The organism is Variovorax sp. PAMC28562 (assembly GCF_014303735.1).
GTDB lineage: Bacteria > Pseudomonadota > Gammaproteobacteria > Burkholderiales > Burkholderiaceae_C > Variovorax.
This window is the reverse complement of sequence record NZ_CP060296.1, coordinates 1,756,637-1,775,148: the sequence shown is the minus strand read 5'-3', so window position 1 is coordinate 1,775,148 and position 18,512 is coordinate 1,756,637. Positions and strand designations below refer to the sequence as shown.

General features: G+C 61.6%; 14 protein-coding genes. 9 read left to right on the top strand and 5 right to left on the bottom strand.

The annotated features are described in order from the left end of the window. Positions 1 to 705, top strand: coding sequence for an ABC transporter ATP-binding protein (locus H7F36_RS08465; RefSeq protein WP_187054254.1), 705 nt, complete (start codon positions 1 to 3; stop codon positions 703 to 705). Between the two features lie 3 nt (positions 706 to 708). On the opposite strand, the gene H7F36_RS08460 is transcribed toward H7F36_RS08465, so the two are convergent. Genes H7F36_RS08460 through H7F36_RS08440 form a run of 5 tightly spaced genes read right to left on the bottom strand, consistent with a single transcriptional unit; the run spans position 709 to position 8,707 of the window. Beyond that, complete coding sequence (locus tag H7F36_RS08460) at positions 709 to 2,856, bottom strand: glycosyltransferase family 4 protein (protein WP_187054253.1); 2,148 nt, start codon at positions 2,854 to 2,856, stop codon at positions 709 to 711. Continuing rightward, complete coding sequence (locus H7F36_RS08455; RefSeq protein WP_187054252.1) at positions 2,849 to 3,808, bottom strand: GDP-L-fucose synthase family protein; 960 nt, start codon at positions 3,806 to 3,808, stop codon at positions 2,849 to 2,851. The genes H7F36_RS08460 and H7F36_RS08455 overlap by 8 nt, the downstream gene beginning before the upstream one ends. Positions 3,809 to 3,864: 56 nt before the next feature. After that, positions 3,865 to 4,968, bottom strand: a complete 1,104-nt coding sequence (locus H7F36_RS08450) for a glycosyltransferase (RefSeq protein ID WP_187054251.1) — start codon at positions 4,966 to 4,968, stop codon at positions 3,865 to 3,867. Between the two features lie 4 nt (positions 4,969 to 4,972). Then, positions 4,973 to 7,342, bottom strand: coding sequence for a glycosyltransferase (locus H7F36_RS08445; RefSeq protein ID WP_187054250.1), 2,370 nt, complete (start codon positions 7,340 to 7,342; stop codon positions 4,973 to 4,975). 36 nt (positions 7,343 to 7,378) lie between these two features. Next, on the bottom strand, positions 7,379 to 8,707 hold the full coding sequence (locus tag H7F36_RS08440) for an FkbM family methyltransferase (protein ID WP_187054249.1): 1,329 nt from the start codon (positions 8,705 to 8,707) through the stop codon (positions 7,379 to 7,381). 292 nt (positions 8,708 to 8,999) lie between these two features. Here H7F36_RS08440 and gmd point away from each other — a divergent pair, with 292 nt between their 5' ends. The 8 genes from gmd (at position 9,000) to H7F36_RS08400 (ending at position 18,503) form a co-directional block, all read left to right on the top strand. Further along, on the top strand, positions 9,000 to 10,037 hold the full coding sequence (gene gmd / locus H7F36_RS08435; protein ID WP_187054248.1) for a GDP-mannose 4,6-dehydratase: 1,038 nt from the start codon (positions 9,000 to 9,002) through the stop codon (positions 10,035 to 10,037). Positions 10,038 to 10,191: 154 nt separating this feature from the next. Then, on the top strand, positions 10,192 to 11,745 hold the full coding sequence (locus tag H7F36_RS08430) for a glycosyltransferase (protein ID WP_187054247.1): 1,554 nt from the start codon (positions 10,192 to 10,194) through the stop codon (positions 11,743 to 11,745). A gap of 9 nt (positions 11,746 to 11,754) precedes the next feature. Further along, positions 11,755 to 12,906, top strand: a complete 1,152-nt coding sequence (locus H7F36_RS08425) for a glycosyltransferase family 4 protein (protein ID WP_187054246.1) — start codon at positions 11,755 to 11,757, stop codon at positions 12,904 to 12,906. Positions 12,907 to 13,772: 866 nt separating this feature from the next. Then, positions 13,773 to 14,897 (top strand): CDP-glucose 4,6-dehydratase, encoded by a 1,125-nt coding sequence (gene rfbG / locus H7F36_RS08420; protein WP_315971456.1) that lies wholly within the window; start codon positions 13,773 to 13,775, stop codon positions 14,895 to 14,897. Further along, complete coding sequence (locus H7F36_RS08415; RefSeq protein ID WP_187054245.1) at positions 14,894 to 15,730, top strand: NAD-dependent epimerase/dehydratase family protein; 837 nt, start codon at positions 14,894 to 14,896, stop codon at positions 15,728 to 15,730. Before rfbG ends, H7F36_RS08415 begins: the two co-directional genes overlap by 4 nt. Next, positions 15,727 to 16,710 carry a glycosyltransferase family 2 protein gene (locus H7F36_RS08410; protein ID WP_187054244.1) on the top strand — a complete coding sequence of 328 codons (984 nt, stop codon included), beginning with the start codon at positions 15,727 to 15,729 and terminating at the stop codon, positions 16,708 to 16,710. Before H7F36_RS08415 ends, H7F36_RS08410 begins: the two co-directional genes overlap by 4 nt. Positions 16,711 to 16,723: 13 nt before the next feature. Then, a complete protein-coding gene (rfbF, locus tag H7F36_RS08405; RefSeq protein WP_187054243.1) occupies positions 16,724 to 17,500 on the top strand; it encodes a glucose-1-phosphate cytidylyltransferase in 777 nt (258 codons plus the stop codon). Beyond that, on the top strand, positions 17,493 to 18,503 hold the full coding sequence (locus H7F36_RS08400) for a lysylphosphatidylglycerol synthase transmembrane domain-containing protein (protein WP_261802537.1): 1,011 nt from the start codon (positions 17,493 to 17,495) through the stop codon (positions 18,501 to 18,503). The genes rfbF and H7F36_RS08400 overlap by 8 nt, the downstream gene beginning before the upstream one ends. The last annotated feature ends 9 nt before the right edge of the window (positions 18,504 to 18,512 follow it).

Sequence of the window (18,512 nt, the reverse complement as noted above, 5' to 3'; positions counted from 1 at the left end):
ATGGCTTCCATTTCGCTTAAAAATGTCTCCGTCAACTTCCCAATTTATGGAGCTGGCTCCGCATCGTTGAAGAAGACACTGGCCTCATCGGTTACCGGCGGCCGCTTCGGCAAGGAGACCGGTGTGAACGTGGTCCAGGCGCTGAGCAACATCAACCTCGAACTGAAAAGCGGCGACCGGTTGGGGCTGATCGGCCACAACGGTGCGGGCAAATCGACACTGTTACGCGCATTGGCGGGCGTCTATGAGCCGTCGTCAGGCGAATTCGTCAGGGAAGGCACTGTCGCGAGCCTGATCGATCCCTCTCTCGGCATAGAGGCCGACGCCACTGGCTTGGAAAACATCATGTTGCGCGGCCTGGTCATGGGGATGAGCAAGAAGCAACTGGACGACCTCACGCCTGGCATTTGCGAGTTCAGCGGACTTGGCGAATACGTGAACATGCCGGTGCGCACCTACTCCACCGGCATGATGATGCGGCTGGCGTTTTCGATTTCTACCAGTGTTCAAGCAGACATCTTGCTAATGGACGAATGGCTTTCCGTCGGTGATGCGGAGTTCACCGAGAAGGCGGAGCAGCGGATGAAGGACGTGGTCGCCAAATCCGGCATCTTGGTGCTGGCTTCGCACTCGCCAGAGCTGATCGCCAAGGAGTGCAACCGCGTGATCCACCTCGAACACGGGCGGATCGTCGACGTTCAGTAGTAGTCAGGCCGTTCGGCGTGCCTCACGAATCTCTGCGAGCCGATCTGCGAACCGCCGCCCCGCCGCATCCAGCGAGAGGCGTTCCCGCGCACTCTTCGTAGCGGCCTGCCCCAGCGCCCGTGCGCGGTCCGGGTCCTCGTAGACGCGTCGCATCAGCTGCGCCGCATGCGCCTCGGACGGCTCGGCCCACTCCAGATCGGCGCTGTAGGGCGGGATGTCGCGACCAAGCTTCACCAGTCGGTAGTCAACCAGCAGGCTATTCCCATCGTCCATGAAGTCGACGTTGCCAGAATAGCGCGTCGCGATCACCGGCTTGCCCATCAGCATGGCCTCAGCCATCGTGAGGCCGAGGCCCTCGCTGCGATGCAGGGACACATAGGCGTCGCAGGCATGCATGAGGGACAGCACCGCGTCGGGACTCATCACCTCGTCGACGATCTTGATCGACGCGCCGGCCGCGGCGGCGTGGAGCTCCTGCAACTGCGTCGGATGCCGGTCGCCGAACGATGTCTTCAGCACCAGCGATACCGGCTCGTCGGCCTTGAATGCCGAGCGGAACGCGCGGATCAGGCCGAGCGGATTTTTGCGCTCCATCACGCTCATCATGTGGAAGGTAAAGAGGAAGGTGAAGCGCCCTTCGTCGAGGCCGAAATGCGCTTTGCTCCGCGCCTCGAACGGCGCCAGCTTGACGCCCGGGAAGAGCGTCCGGACCGGCACCTGGGTCTTGGCACGCAGCCCCTTGGCGACGAACGCGGTGGCGGCCCAGATCTCGTCGACCTTGCTCGCGTGATGGGCCCACGCATCGGGAACCGAATCGAACTCCCAGTACCAGTAGCCGATGCGATAGGTGCGCGGCGTGCGCTCGAGCAGATTGGCCCGTTCGTACGCTTGATTGAACAACGGCTCGGGCTGGGTATGAATCACCGTCACGTCGTACGCCTCCATGCCGGAGTATTCGGCATGGTGCGGGTCGTCCTTGACATCGGTGTAGACGTCGCGCAGCGAGGTCGCGACACCGACCCGGCCCATGCCCTGGACCATCGATTCGACCGAGACGCGCAGGCCGGAGGCATAGCAAAAATGTCCGATTACGTTAACGCCGGGCTGGGCAAGCTCGGAGGCCACCAGCTCGGCATCGAGCGCATCGCACCACGCGCGCTGCGCTTCGGGCAGATCGGCCCCCCACCGCAACCAGCCGAGGAACGCGAGCGCGCGGGGCACATCTATGAACGCTTCGGGATGCGCGGCGCGCCAGGCGGGTCGTGCCCAGAAGGCCGCACGGATTTGCAGCGCAGGCGTCTGCCAGGCAGGCCAGCGCGACGCGTCGGTCCAGTCGCCCCGGTCAGCAGAATGACCGTACTCCGCCGCAAACCATGTAGCGAATGCATCGCGCCCGAACACCGTAAGGCCATCCGGGTGCAGGTCTTGCCAAGCCGGAGTGAAGAGGTACGCCTGCATAAGTTCGTGCGCCGGGCGCTGCACCGCCTGGAGCAAAAGCCACCAGACTTCCTCCGCACGCAAGCCAGCTTCGTCGATGCCCAAGCTGGCGAACCAGCCGAACAGCGCGTGCGATCCGGCTGGGGTCAACCCCTGGGGCAGCACGCCGTGCAGCGATTCGCGCGTGAGGAAAGCCTGTCGCGCTCGGGTCGCCAGGTCCGCGTCGAGCGCATCGCGCACGTGCTGGATGCCGGCATCGCTCAAGCCGAACTCGCTGGCACCCTCGCGCTGCAGCCACGCGGCGAATTGGTTGTCGCTTCCGCCCACCAGCGCGGTTGGAAAGCGCTCGCGCAGGTCGGCGCACCGGCGCAGCAGGTCGATGCAGAAGCGCGCGGCCGTCCATGTGTCGACGACCGCCGCGCCGGCGACCGGCGGCCATGACAAGCCGGCCCATGCCTCGCCCGCGACCTGCGCGAGTGCATCGTCGTCATGCAGGTCGAGCAGGGCGGGCGCCGGGACCGCTTCGCCGCGCGCCCGACGGGCCGCACGCTCGCGCTCGCTGGCAACGTAAGGCGCCAGCCTGTCCGCACGCACCCGGGCGGCAGCCCGTGCCCGCAGGAACTGCATCCGCTCCTGGATGCGCCAGGGCGTCGCGGCCCACCAGAACGCCTTGGCGAGCCTTCTTGCGTGTCGTCGAATCTCGCTTTCAGGCATGGCGCGCGAGGAAGTCTTCGTAGGCGCTCTTGAGCCCCGTTGCGAGCGGCGTCTTCGCCTTCCAGCCCAGGGCCTGCAGCTTGCTTACGTCCATCAGCTTGCGCGGCGTGCCGTCGGGCTTGCTGGCATCGAGCTGTAGCTCGCCCCGGTAGTCGACCGTCGCCTTGACCAGTTCTGCCACCTCGCGAATCGTCACGTCGTCGCCAACGCCGACGTTGAGCAGCGGAGTTGTCTCGGGTCGCGTCAGCGACGCGAAGCGCGCGTCGTCGAGGCCAAGCAGGAACACCAGCGCATCGCCCAGATCGGACGAATACATGAACTCGCGCCGCGGCTTGCCCGAGCCCCAGACGACGACCGAGGGCTCCGCCTTGACCTTGGCCTCATGAAAGCGCCGGATCAGCGCGGGCAGCACGTGCGAATACTCCGGGTGGTAGTTGTCGCCCGGGCCGTACATGTTGGTAGGCATCACTGCCAGGTAGCGCGTGCCGTACTGGCGGTTGAAGGCCCAGCAGGACTCCACGCCGGAGATCTTGGCCAGCGCATAGGGCCGATTGGTGGCCTCGAGCGGGCCGGTCAGCAGGTACTCTTCCTTGATCGGCTGTGGGCAGTCGCGAGGGTAGATGCATGACGAGCCGAGGAAGATCATGCGGTCGACCTTCGCCTCGTGCGCCGCGTCGAACACGTTCAGCTGGATGCGCAGGTTGTCGTGCAGAAAGTCGACCGGCAAGTTCGAGTTGGCCAGGATGCCGCCGACTTTGGCCGCGCTCATCACCACGTGGTCCGGACGGTTCTCCAGAAAGAACTGGCGCGTGGCATCCCGGTTGCCGAGGTCGAGCTCGCCGCGCGTGCGCGTCAGGATCTCGTGCTCCGCCAGGCCCTGCAGCGCGCGAATGGTGGCGGTGCCCACCAGGCCGCGGTGGCCTGCGACGAATATCTTCTTTGGCGTTGTCATATTAAATCCTTGGTCGTTTCTTGGTGGTCATTCAGTTCGGCGCGGTTGGGGCTCGGTCAGCGACCGGCCAGCTTGCGCGCCAACTCGAGCAGCGGATGCCAGACGATGCGCGTCGCCTTGAACACGGGATGGCGCTGCACCAGCCTCCGCAGCCCCGGCGCAGCGTCCGGTGCGGGGTCAGCGGCCCCGTGCTGGTACTTCCCCAAGTAGAGCGACTCGCTGGACGCAAGGACGAAACGCAGCAGATCCTGCTCGGCTTGCTCCCACAAGCGGCGCCCGGCCAGCGTGCCCGCACGCGCCTGCACGCCGAGTGCGGCCACATCCGAAAAATCGAGCGGCGCCGGATCGAAGAGGTCGTAGAGCAGCCCGTTGACGCCCGGCACGATGTACTCGTTCATCGTGCCCTGGTCCGGCGCGACGACGCACTGGCCGCGTCCCATCGCCTCGAGAAAGGACTGCCCGATGCCCTCGCCCGGCCGCGGTGCGAAGTACACGTTGGCGCGCTGCATCACGGCCTCTAGCTCAGACTTGTCCTCGAACCAGGTCGAGGTTGTTATGTTATGGCGCTGCACGTCTTCGGGCGGCGGCAGCACGGCCGGCACCGTGCCGGGGTCGGTCGCGAGATGGATGTGGAAGCTGTCGAAGGCCGTGTCGCCGATCAGCTTGCGGACCACAGCCCAGTTGAGTTGCAGCTCGCGCCTCAACCAGAAGAAGCCATGCAGCCCCGGCTTGCGCGGTGCCGGCAAAGCTTCGGCCGGCGGGTAGAAGCGAACGAAGTGGCTCGCGATGCCAAAGCCGGTCGTCATGCAATGCAGCGCGTTGGAGAAGTTCAGCAATTTCGAGCCCTGGAACGGTTCCCAAAAGGCCGACAGGTTGTACATCGGGCCGAGCCAGAGCCCGAACTGATCGAGCATCGGTATGTAGACAACGTTCGGATGCGCCTGCCGGAACCTTTGCCCCTGCGTGTCGCAATACGACTGGAACATGATCACCACGTCGTGCGAAGCGACGGCATCCCAAGGCACCACGGGCCCGCCCTTCCAGCCCTCGTCCCAGAACGGGTCGACGACATGCCCATTGCGCCGCAGCATCGCGGGCAGGAATGCCGTCGACCGGGTGGTCTGGTGGAACGAATGGTCGACGAAGGCGATGCGGGCCACGGTGCTAGGCCCGCAGCCGCACGTAGCCTCGCACGGCAAGCCCGTAGAGGCGCGGATACCTACGCAGCACGCTCTTGACCAGGTCTTTGAGCGCCCTACCGGTCGAGGGTAACGGCGGGGGCGGGGGCAGCGCCGCGACCGGGCGAGTGAACTCAGCGGGATGCCTCAGCCTGGCCATGGCCGCCCAGGTCAACGCGCGCACGAAATCGGCTTGATCCTGATGGACCGTGAACATGCTTCGCACGAACTCCGTCAGATCGACAGGCCGGTCCTCCTCGAGTGCGCGAACAGCGCCACCCAGTTTGAAGAAGCAGTGGTAGAGACCACTGGCTTCGATCGCCGACAAGAACGGAAATCGCTCTCGGACGACCCGAATGCATTCGATGCTGTGCTGCCTAATATCGCCCGAGATGCCGCCCATCGAGTAGTTGACGGTCGCCTCACGTGTGTAGACGAAGCCAACGTCGGCCTCGAGGCAGGTCATGAGCCACTTAAAGTCGGCCACGATCTTGTACGAGGCGTCGTAAGGACCCGCCTGCTCGTAGGCCGCACGGTTCGCGTAGATACCGTTGTGGCAATCGTCGGCGCAAGTGAAGTAGCACCCCGGGTGCACGACGGACGGACACCATTCACGAACCTTTTCGGGCTCGGCTGCGACAAGGGCCGTCGTGAGCAGCAGGGCAGCGTCTGTTCGTCCGCTCATCCTGTGAACGGCGATCTCGGCAGCACGCGGCTCGAGCCAGTCGTCGGAATTCAGAATGCAGATGAGCTGGCCTCGCGCCAGCTGAATCGCCTTGTTGATTGCGGCATAGAGCCCGGTGTCCGGCTCCGAAACGAAATAGTCGAGGTTGCCGGCGTGCTGCCGAATGAGGTCCAGCGTGCCATCTGTGGATGCCCCATCCAGGACAATGTGCTCGACGTTCGGGTACGTCTGCCGCTGCACGCTATCGAGGGTGCGCGCCAGCGTCACGGCGTTGTTGCGCACGACCGTGATGTAGCTGACGAGCGGCTGGCCATCGGTACTGCTCTTGTGTCGTCCTTCGGTCCGCAGTCCGCCCTCGACGATTCGCCCGCCGTTGTCCGGCAAGCGATCCACCCAGACCGGCCAGGCGGCGGAAGCCGATCGCATCGGGTCCGATGCCGGGAAACGGCGGCCCTGGCTGCCGTTTTGGAATCCGAGCAAGCTGGCTTCGGCAACACCATTCACCTGCTTCGCGCCGGGCACTTGCCCGCCCGGCGATGCGAGGTCGCGCGGTCGACGACCGATCGGCCGCCGCTCATGCAGCGCGTACGCTGATGACAGGGTCTCGACAATGATTTCGGCGCAACGCTCCCAACTGAACACTTTTGCTCGCTTCAGACCCGCATCGGCCAGCTGCTGGCGCAGCTCCGGCGATTCGGCGATCTTCTGCAGTGCTGCTGCGACGCCTTGCGCATCATCGGCATTGAGCAGCAGTCCGGCCTTGCCCACCACTTCGGGCAATGAGGAGTTGTCGGCGCAGATCACCGGCGTACCACACGCCATCGCTTCCAGCGGCGGCAGTCCGAATCCCTCGTATCGCGACAGATAGATGAAGCACAGGGCATCGCTGTAGAGCGCGGACAGGTCGTCATCGTCCACGAAGCCCGTGAGCACAATGCGATGGCGCCAGTGCCCGGCCGACGAGAGAGCGCCTTGCAGGCGCTCGAGCTTCCAGCCCGACATGCCAGAAAGCACGAGGTGCAGTTCGCTCTGCGGCTGCTGTTCGAGATGCAGCAGAAAGGCGCGAACGATCTGGTCGAGGTTCTTGCGGATCTCGAGCGTCGCCAGGCTCAGCACATAGGGCACGTCGAGCGGAATGCCGTACTTGGTGCGCACCGCCCTGCGCTGTTCGACGGCATCGCAAGGACGAAAGGCCGCGCCAGCGGCCAAGGGGATGACCGTGACCTGCGATGGACTGAGATCCGACCGGTAGGCCAGCAGATCGTTTCGGGTGTATTCCGAAATCGCGAACACGACCGTGTGCTCGTCCAGGCTGTCCATGATCCGGCGGACCTCGGCGGCAGACTGCTCCGAAAAGTACTCGGGATGACGGATGCCGATCAGGTCGTAGACGATGTGGGCCTGGAGTACCTGCGGATCGCGCAGCCATTCCGCAGGGGCCACGCCGAACGGGGACAACAGGATGTCGGCATCGGCAGATGGGGTGTCCGCGGGGGCCTCATGCGTGGGAGCGCCCAATAGCCTATGGATGGCCGCGACACTGGGTTTTTTGTCGTCGCCGGCTCTATAGTAAAGACGGGGATCGAACTGATCGGACCTAGCCAGCAACGGAAAAAGCTCGTCGCAAACCCGATACACGCCCGTCTTGATCCCCTGTGCGAGGACATACATATCAAGCGCAAGGCGCGGTGCTCGTTTTCTTCCCATCTAACTCCCTTCCAAGTCTGATTTTTCACTGCTGCCGGCCGCCCGTCGAGGCGCTACGGTCCGGCCGCAAGGATGCACTTCGCCCGCGCCGCAGCGGCGAGGTTGGCTTGCCGGGGGTGTTTCATGGGTGGCAGGCAGCCCGCGCGTCCGGATGAAGCGCAGCCGCTCCGGTATGCGCCAAGGCGTCAGGGCCCACCATCCCGCTTTTGCCACGCGACGACCTTGCCTGCGCAAAAACCGGGCCGGGGCAAAGTCTCTGAACCATGGAGAAAGTTCGAACCAGCTCTTGCCTGCAGCTTCCACCCGCTCGCGTAGCTCGGACTCCCGTTCATGCGCCTGGACGAGCGCTTCTTCTGCCACTTCGATCCGCCGGTGCGATTCCCGCAATGCGCGATCCAGCGCGACATTCTCTTCATGCATCACGGCCAGCGAAGATGCGGCTTTCTCGTGCATCACGGCCAGTGAAGATGCGGCTTTCTCGTGCATCACGGCCAGCGAAGATGCGGCTTTCAAGTTGTCCGCTCTGAGGGCAAGCCGTTTTCCAAGCGCCTGCTCCCGCTGCGCGGCTTGTACGCGGACGGCTTCGATCTCGCCGATGGTCTGCCGCAATGTCTTTACGTCCTCGATCGAACGCTGGAGCGGCAGCGTGATGAAGCCGTCGAAAACATTGGGTGGGTACTTGAAGGCTGCGCAGCGCTCTGCATGCTCCGGTGCGACGTAGAACCGGTTGAGACCGTCCGCATAGACGAAGACGTAGCCTGCATCCAGGAGCATTGGCTCCCATGACGCATGGTTCTCGACCTGCGAGTTCGGCAGCGTGGCTTCGACCAGCACGATCCACGGACGATTGCTCGTCCAGTCGTTTCCGGCAAGAACCGCCTGCTCCAATCCCTCGACATCGACCTTTAGGAAATGCACCGGCTGCCCCGCCGACACATGGCGCTGCCAGACAATGGCAAGCGTGAGCATGGCGACTTCCTGCGTACGAATCGCATAACCTGCAGCGGCATGCTGCTTCGCAATCTCGTCGTCGGCAGTCGACAGCCCCGTGTCGTCGATGAAACTTATGGTGAGCGAGCCTTCGCGCTCGCCGATCGCCACGTCGAGATTTATGTCCAGCGGCCGGCCGCGAACCAGTTCCTCGAAATAGCCCGGATGAGGTTCGATGTTGATCCCCCTCCAGCCGGCCAGGCTGAATGCCTTCGTCACCGAGTCAGACTCCTCCCGCTGTGCGCCGACATCGATGTAGAAGCCATGCTCCACATCCAGCAATGCGCGCCGCAGCATCACGTCCTCGTAGTTCTGTGCGTAAGAGACGAATTGCGACATGGCAGAGCCTGGCGGTGGAGTCTGGGAGGGCATCGGGCTATAAACAGAGCGCGAATGCGCAAATTGGGACGGCCTAACTGTCTGGCGTCCGCCATCGCATCGAGTGAGCGCGCGCAGGCGGGCCATTCTAGACGCCGGCCCCATCGGCCCTTCCCGCCGGGCAGCTCCGGCGCCAATAAGTCCCAGGCCTCCAAAAGGCCCGCTGCGGCTTTGCGGCAAAATTGGAGAGTCGAGTTGCTAGGCGGAAGATTCCGTTCGCAACGCCGGAAACACAGATTTCACAAGGACCCCCATGAAGAAGCGCGCGGTAGTCACAGGTATCACAGGGCAGGACGGAGCCTATTTGGCGGAACTTCTGCTTTCAAAAGGATACATCGTCCACGGTACATATCGGCGCACGAGCTCGGTTAACTTCTGGCGTATTGAGGAGTTGGGCATTCAGAACAACCCCGATCTGCATCTGGTCGAGTACGACCTGACCGATCTGGGCAGCTCGTTGCAATTGATGAAGGAAGCAGCGCCTGACGAGGTCTACAACTTGGCGGCGCAAAGTTTCGTCGGCGTGAGTTTCAACCAGCCCGACGCGACCGCGCAGATTACCGCGATGGGCGCCTTGCACCTGCTCGAAGCCATTCGGCTGACCAATACAAAGATCCGCTTCTATCAAGCATCGACGTCCGAGATGTTCGGCAAGGTGCAGGCCATTCCTCAGACTGAGGACACCCCGTTCTACCCGCGCAGCCCCTACGGCGTCGCCAAGCTGTTCGCTCATTGGATGACCATCAACTATCGGGAGAGCTACGACATCTTCGGTTGCAGCGGAATCCTCTTCAATCATGAAAGTCCGCTTCGGGGCCGCGAGTTCGTCACCCGCAAGATCACCGACAGCGTGGCAAAGATCAAGCTGGGCAAGCTGGATGTGCTCGAGTTGGGCAACCTAGACTCGAAGCGGGACTGGGGCTTCGCCAAGGAATACGTGGAAGGCATGTGGCTGATGCTGCAGGCCGACGAACCCGACAGCTTCGTGCTTGCCACCAACCGAACCGAGACCGTGCGGCAGTTCGTCGACATGGCATTCAGGGCCGCCGGTTACGAACTGCGATTCGAGGGTGCGGAGCAACACGAGGTCGGCATCGACATCAAGACTGGCAAGACGCTGGTCAAAGTGAATTCGAAGTTCTATCGCCCGTCTGAAGTCGACCTTCTCATCGGCGACCCTGCACGCGCCAAACAGAAGCTGGGCTGGGAGCCGCACACAACGCTCGAGCAACTCTGCACGATGATGGTGGACGCCGATCTTCGCCGCAATAAGGAAGGGCATTCGTTCTGAACGAACGGACTCCGCCTTTTCTCCGAATGGGTGTGTTGGCCCAGGCTGCCTTCGCTGAACCCAGCCCCGTAAACCCACAGATGGCCACGCGAAATTTGATACGGCCCATTGGGATCAAGCCAAGCACGGTCTCGTCCGCACGAAGTTGGAAAAAATGATTGAACGGATTCGCAGCTCGGAGTGGCTGCGCAAGTTGCCTCAGCCGGTAAAGCGCATGCTGCGTCGTTGCTACAACGCTATTACGCAGACAACGCCAACCTCCGTGAAATCGCGGTTTCCTCGCATTGCTGAGCGGCCGCCAGAGATCGAGGTCGAGACGGTCGTCGTACGCGTATACGAATGGGCGCTCGAACGCCTCCCGGGGCCGGAAGATCGGCAGTACTGGATAGGCGAAGTCATGTCCGGCCGCATGACCACGGCGGCCATGATCGAAAACATCGCGACTTCCTCCGAAGCCGCGGCAGTGCGAGCGCGCGCGCAGCTCGTTCCCAAGATGCCGAACGGCAAATTCATTCAGTTCGCTTACGGCACCCTGCTGGGTCGCAGCCCCATGGCCCAAGAGATCGGGCATTGGGACCAGTTGCTGAAGCAGACCCTTCGACGCGACAAGATGGCACTCGGATTGTTGACCCAGCGCGCAACACGAGAGCTGACAGACGCGCCAGCGCCCCCGCCCTTCGACCCCGGTACTTTTCCCTGGATGGGAATGGACCGGTTCATCAGCATCAAGGAGTGGCAGGATAAGGCGGCGGTGACCGACGCCAATCCGCCGCCCCTGCGGCCCCGGATCTATCCCAGTCTCCGTGTGGCAAACGAACCGACTCTGCTGGTCTCTGCGATCGCAAGCCTCTATCGCGGCGGCGAATACATCGAACAGTTCATGCAGAACATCACGTCGCAAAGTCTGTTCGCCCGTAGCGAGCTAATCATCATCGATGCCAATTCGCCGGAGAACGAATACGAAGTCATCGCGCGCTATATGGAGCGCTTCCCCAACATTGTCTATCACCGCGCCGCGACGCGAATCGGCATCTACGAAGCCTGGAACCTGGGCGTGCAGATGGCGAAGGGACGCTACGTCACCAACACCAACATGGACGACTTGCGTCGCCATGACTCCTTCGAGCGGCAGGCGGAAGTCCTTAAGAAGTTCGACTTTGTCGACGTCGTCTACCAAGACTTCTACTACGGCTTCGAAGGCAAGGCCTCATTCGATCGCACTGCCGCGATCGGCGTGCACAGCGCTGTCCCGGTGGTGACCCCATACAACCTGATGCAATCGAACTTCCCGCACAACGCGCCGATGTGGCGACGCGAGTTGCACAGCGACGTCGGGATGTTCGACACCAGCTACCGCTCCGCGGGCGACTTCGATTTCTGGCTGCGCTGCGTCCGGGCCGACAAGACATTCTTCAAGATCAACGATCCGCACGTGGTGTATTTCGTGAACCCCGAGGGGCTCTCCACACGGCCCGACACGCGCGGCATCGAGGAGCCGGATCGCGCCAGAAACGAACATGGTCCCGTGATCATTTCACCGTGGCTGGTTTCGTCCGACGAGGCGTTTGTGGATGAGATCGGTCGCCGTGCGGGTTTCCCTGTCGAGATCGCGCCAGCAGACCGCCAGCTTTCCGACTGGCGGTACACCGCCGTGCAAACTGCACTGCGTCGATGCTCGGCCGCCTCGCGCCGCGCCACGCCCCATTAAGGAGAACAGATGGCACTGGTCGTCGATGGCATGTTTTTTCAGCTCGCGCAATCGGGCATCGCACGCGTGTGGCGCGCCATCCTGCCACTGCTCGCGAAGAAGCTCGACATGCCGATCATCTTCCTGGACCGCGGTGGCGTGACTGGAGAATTCGAGGGCATTGAGATCGTGCCCTTTCCGGCGTACGTACCGTTGTACAACCCGGCGGAGTCCCGACTGCTCGAGCAGGTGTGCCAGCACTATGGTGCGACAGTTTTCGCTTCCACCTACTACAGCACGCCGCTGCAGACGCCCTCGCTGCTCCTCGTCTACGACATGATTCCTGAGCACTTGGACTTCGATCTGACGCAACGGATCTGGCGTGAGAAGGAGATCGCCATTGCGCATGCGAGGCGACACGTCTGCATATCGCAAAGCACCCGGAGCGACCTGCTGAGGTTCTACCCCGAACTCGATCCGGCCTGCACAACGGTCGCTTACTGTGGCATCGACCCGGCGGTGTTCCGTCCGATGGAGAAAGGTGCTGTTGCACAGTTTCGCCGACGCAGTGGACTTGAGCGCCCATACTATGTTTTTGTGGGCTCGCGGGTACAGGAGAAAAACTACAAGAACTCCGGCCTCTTTTTCGATGCCGTAGCGACCATGCAAGAACGCGACTTCGATGTGCTGTGCGTCGGCGGCGGAAAGGACATATCGGGCCTCGAAGCTATCGGCAAACGGCGTCGCGTCGTGCAGATGGACCTCGACGACGAAAGCCTCGCGCTTGCTTACGCCGGCGCGACGGCACTTGTCTATCCGTCCCTTTACGAAGGCTTCGGATTGCCCGTCGCGGAAGCGATGAGCTGCGAGTGCCCCGTGATCACGACTGGCCACAGCTCGCTTCCTGAAGTCGCTGGTGATGCCGCGGTGCTAGTTTCAGGCTCCTCGATTCCGGAATTGGTGGAAGCGTTACGCAGCGTTCGCGACCCTCTTAAGCGAGAAGGCCTGGTCAGGCGGGGCAAGGTGCAAGCGGCCAAGTTTCGATGGGAGCCTTTTGCGGACGAGGTTGCAAATGCCATACGCGCTACCGCCATGGATGCCGAGGGCGGAACCTACGCCGACTTTTATGAGCACTGGGCGCAGTTGCGTGAGCTGCAGGGTGAGGTAGACGTGTTGGGCTAGAACCGCCTCGATTCTGATCGACGAAGGTCGCTAACCGGCACATCACGAACGCTACTGTCTGTCGACCCGCAGAAACGCAATCTTGGCCTGCTCGATTCAGGTAAAGGTATAGAAAGCAACCCGAGCCTAGCTCCCGCAAACGCGTTGGCATCAGGTAGAAGGCGCCGCTGGGGTAGTTGCCAGACAATACGAGATATACGCCAAGCGACGCAACCGATGCGGTGGTCCCGATTCTTGAGATGCGAGGAACCCCGCCATTCTCGCGAAGAAAACCGCTCACCAAACCAAATCGGGAAACACCAGGCAGTATTGCTCTTCGACGGCAAGAAACCAAGTCTGGGCAAAGGCGTTTGCTTGTGCTGTCCGAGCAAAGTAATAGGTTGAGTACTTAGCAAGTAGAAGTTAGCAAGTCCAAAGATCGCAAACACAGCCCCCGGATGGGGAATCGACATAGCAGATTTCGATACTGGTCAAGACGACGCACGCCGCGATGGCAGGCAGAAGACGTTTCATTCGCCGCTCTAAGAAGCTGACGAATAACGTACTGAAACTTGCTTTCGACAGCCTACCCACCGACGAAGTGATAGCGAACCCCGCGATCACAAAAAAGACATCGACGCCGAGAAAAACCGTTTTGCAATATTTGCGGTCCAAGTGATTGGACACGACTGCCAACACGGCAATGGCTCACAAGCCATCGATCTCAAAACGATACTTTCTCACTTCAGATTTCATCAATGCACCTCAGTCAGGGCTGTCATGGTACGTGCAGCCGCACGGCAAAAGGAGAAGCGGTCGGCACCGATGCACACCAGAGTCTCTGCGGATGCCTATACGCTACGGCCCTCGAGCGCTTTCGAAAAGGTATGTGGACCGGGCGGGTAAACTTGGTCGACATGTCGAACCCAAGTTTGTTAAATTTCGAGAAAGCCCTCAGATCTCGGCGGGTGCTCGTTACTGGGCACACGGGTTTTACCGGTAGTTGGGCATGCCTGTGGCTGCGAGAGATCGGATGTGAGATTTCTGGTTTGGCGCTACCGCCGGATACCGCACCGGCGATGTTTGAAGCAACGGGGTTGGCCGCTGAGCTTGCTTCTGTGTACGGAGATATTTCGGACCCAGAGGTGGTCCACGAAGCAATCGAACGCCATCAGCCTGAGTTGATTCTCCACCTTGCTGCGCAGCCCTTGGTCCGTCGCGCCTATCGCGAGCCGGCTCGCACCTTCATGGTCAACGCACAAGGCACTGCACACGTTCTCGACGCGGCCAGAAATCACAAGTGCGTGAAGGGCGTACTGTGCATCACCACCGACAAGGTCTACCGCAATGATGAGTGGGTTTGGCCGTACCGTGAGAACGACGCATTGGGTGGCAAGGATCCCTACAGCGCTTCAAAGTCCGCTGCGGAGTTTGTCATCCAGAGCTTCGCCGAGTCCTACCCATGGCAGCGTGGGGAAGGGCCGGCCATTGCGACGGCGCGCGGCGGCAACATCATCGGAGGTGGCGACTGGTCGGAAGATCGGCTCATCCCCGACTTCGTGCGTGCGGTAGTGGACGGAACCACGCTCACGCTGCGTTACCCGGAATCCACGCGCCCCTGGCAACACGTCCTGGCACTCGTGCATGGGTATCTGATGCTGCTCGCAGGGCTCGCATCTGGCCAACCCGAACGGTACGCACAAGCGTGGAATCTGGGGCCGGCCGACTCGCGCGAGTACACGGTGCGTCAGGTGCTCGACCTGCTGGCGGACGCCTGGCAACGTCCGGACTTGGACTATCTCGAGAATCCCCTACCTGAAGCACGCGCGTTGGCGTTGGACAGCAGCAAAGCACGCCACCATCTGCGCTGGCTTTCGCCCTGGAATACCGAGCGCGTGGTGGCCGAGACCGCGCGTTGGTATCAGGCCTACCACGCAGATCCTTCGCAAGCCAGAGCCATCTCGCTCGAACAAATTCATGCCTTGCGTTCCGAATTGCGGGCGCTTCAATGAACTTGGTGCTGGGCGCCACGGGACGGCTCGGTTCGGCACTCTGCGGGGCACTGGCGTCTTTCGGCGTACTCGCCCCCTCCCGACAGGTGTACTCAGATTGGTGGCGAGCCGACGCATCTGCGACGATCCGCGAGTACCTGCGGAAACAGTCGCCACGCATAGCGGTGATTCATATCGCGGCCGGAATAATCGATCCGAGCGCCTCCGGCGAGGCGCATGGCCGCATCAATCTGGAAATGCCGTTGCGCATACTGGATGCGGCGAGTTCCTTGGGCATCCGCGTCATCACATTCGGAACCGTACTCGAGACGCTTGGCAACATCGAGGTCGGCACCGGTTATGTCGCAAGCAAAGCGGCGCTCGGGCGCGAGGTCACGGCTCGGTCGCAGCATGGCGTCGACGCGCTGCACATACGCCTGCATACGCTCTACGGCGGCGACGCCCCGACGCCATTCATGTTCCTGGGCCAGATGCTATCGGCGTTGCGCGCGGCTCAGCCATTCGAGATGTCGTCTGGTACGCAGCTGCGCGAATACCATCATGTGGATGACGAAGGCCCTGCCATTCGGACGCTCGCCGCCGCACCGGTCAAAGGCTGCTTGCTGCTAAGTCACGGCGATCCGTTGACGCTGGCTGAGCTTGCGCAGCACTGCTTCCAACGCTTCGGACACAGTTCGCTGTTGCGCATCGGCGCTGTGCCCGCACCGCTGAGGGACAACTTTGCCACCCGCTTTGCGCGAACACCGCAACTCGAACGGCACTCGTTCCGCGACGCTCGGGCTGCAGTACCCGAATACCTTAAAACCCACATCGCGCCAGAGACCCCACAATGAGCATATTGGCCACAGCCGATGCCTTGCAGAGACCACTGATCTCGCTTTCCATCCCTGTTCTCAACGAGGCAGACAACCTCGACGCGCTTTATGGCCGCATCTGTGCCCTCGCCACGAAGATGGCAGACCGTTGCGACTTGGAGTTCGTGTTTTCTGACAACCATTCCGACGACAGGACGTGGGCAAAGCTCGCTGAGCTCGCATCGCAAGACGCCCGTGTACGCGCCATACGTTTTTCCAAGAACTATGGCTTTCAGCGATCGATACTTGCAAACTACATGCACGCACGCGGCGACGCGATCATGCAGATAGACGCCGACCTCCAGGATCCGCCCGAACTTCTGGAGCGTTTCTTCGAGCTTTGGAAAGATGGAAATGCCGTCGTGTTCGGGGTCCGTCGTAAGCGGCAAGAAGGCCCGTTGCTCAACGCGTTTCGTCGGTTCGGCTACTGCATGATTGATCTCATCAGCGATCACTCCATTCCTCGCGACGCAGGCGATTTCCGCCTGATCGACAGGCGAGTGGTGCAAGCACTGCTCCAAGTCAAAACTGCGAGTCCCTATCTCCGCGGAATGATCGCTGGCCTTGGGTTTAATCAAGTAGGGGTCGAATACGCGCGCGACTCGCGCACCGCAGGGAAAAGCAAGTTTGGCGTAGCACGCCTCGTCCAGCTCGGACTGACTGCCGTCTTCAACCATTCCACCGTTCCGCTGCGTCTGGCTTCCATTGCTGGCATCGGCATGCTGTTCGTCAGCGCCATAGGTGCCACTTACTATGTACTGCTAAAGATGCTGCATCCGGATCTTCCAAGGGGTATTGCAAGCATCCATGTCCTTGTACTGTTCGGAATCGGCCTCCAGTCCCTGCTTCTAGGCATTGTCGGCGAGTACTTGTTGCGCATCTATCTCATCTTGCGAGCCGAACCAGTGGCGATCATCGAAAGCAGCATCAATTTCGCGCCAGCCGATCTCAAACTTTGACGGATTCACCATCATGAAAGCAGTCATTCTCGCGGGCGGCCTCGGCACCCGAATCGCTGAAGAGTCCGACCACCGGCCGAAGCCGATGGTAGAAGTCGGCGGCCGCCCCTTGCTTTGGCACATCATGAAAACGTACGCCCATCACGGCGTGAACGATTTCATCATTTGTCTGGGCTACAAAGGGTACGTGATCAAAGAGTTCTTCTTCAACTATCACAACCACACAGCGGATCTGGAGATCGATCTCAAGCATGGTACCCATCGGGTCCTGAACAGTCAGGCCGAGGACTGGCGGGTGACGCTGGTCGACACCGGCGCCGACACGCTGACCGGCGGTCGTCTCAAGCGCATCGCGCGCTATCTGGACGACGAGACCTTCTGCCTCACCTACGGCGACGGCCTGGCTGACATCGACATCGGCAAAGAGATCGAGTTCCATCGCGCTCACGGCAAGCTGGCCACGGTCGCAGCGGTCCAACCGCCAGGTCGATTCGGCGTGCTCAACATCGACGAGAACCATCACGTCCGCTCTTTCGAAGAAAAGCCCAGCGATGAGATCGGATGGATCAACGGCGGCTTCTTCGTCCTCGAACCCAAAGCCATCGGATATATCGCCGGGGACAGTACCTCCTGGGAACGTGAACCTTTGCAGAATCTCGCGCGCGATGGAGAACTTGCAGCGTTCGAGCACAGCGGTTTCTGGCAACCCTGCGACACCCTTCGCGACAAGCGGCAGCTCGAAGATTTGTGGCAGGCGAGCGAGGCGCGCTGGCGAGTTTGGCGTGGCTGATGGGGTGCGGCGACACGCCTACATGCGCTGGTTGCCCTTCGTGCTCGGGTTGGCCGTATCGCTTGCGTGCCTTACATTCATCGTGCGGAAGATCGATCTCGAGGCTGCCCGGCAAGCCCTTCTTCAGTTCGAGTGGCGCTACCTGATGTTCGGCGTGGCATGCCTGGCGTTCGGGTATGCGATGCGGATTCTGCGCTGGGCAAAAATGCTTCAGGCTGCGGGCAGCCACGTCAGTTTCAGACAATGCATCGCCCCTTTTCTGGGCTCGATCGCAATGAACAACGTGCTGCCCTTGCGATTGGGGGATGTCGTACGCGCTTTGGTGTTCCCTGCATCGATCGGAGTGCCCCGTACCCTGTCCACTGCCAGTCTGGTCATGGAGCGCCTCGTCGATCTGATGACGTTGGTGATGTGTCTGGCGCTCAGTCTCAGCCTCGACACCCGGCTCGCCGCGCCGCAATGGCTCAAGGACACGGCAGTCACGCTCGCCATTTTTGGTTGTGCGGCGCTGTTACTGGGATTTGTGTTCAGCGGTGCCATCGCGTCGCGCTTGCGCCAGCACAGGCTGCGCGGCTTGCGGGCGCTGGCGCAATTGATGGAAGCCTTCGACGCGATGACGCGCCCGAACACACTCGTGGCGCTTATCAGCCTGTCGCTGCTGGTGTGGCTCGGCGAGGCAGGTCTGTTCTACTTCCTGCTGCTCGGCTTCGGCTTGCCCGCAGTTCCTGCGGCCGCATTGCTCATCATGTCGATCGCCACCCTTGCAACGCTCGTTCCTTCCTCACCCGGCTATGTTGGCCCGTTTCACCTTGCGGCCTTCACCGGAATTTCACTGCTTGGGGGCACAGGTGAGCAAGCTGCAAGCTTTGCCGTGTTGTCGCACCTTGCCTTGTGGCTGCCCACAACGCTTGCTGGTGCACTCGCAGTCGCGACGACGCCAAGGATGTTCAGGAGTCTGCGCAATGCGCCCGCTCCGCAAGAATCGACCAACACGGAAAGCTGAAAATCAAAC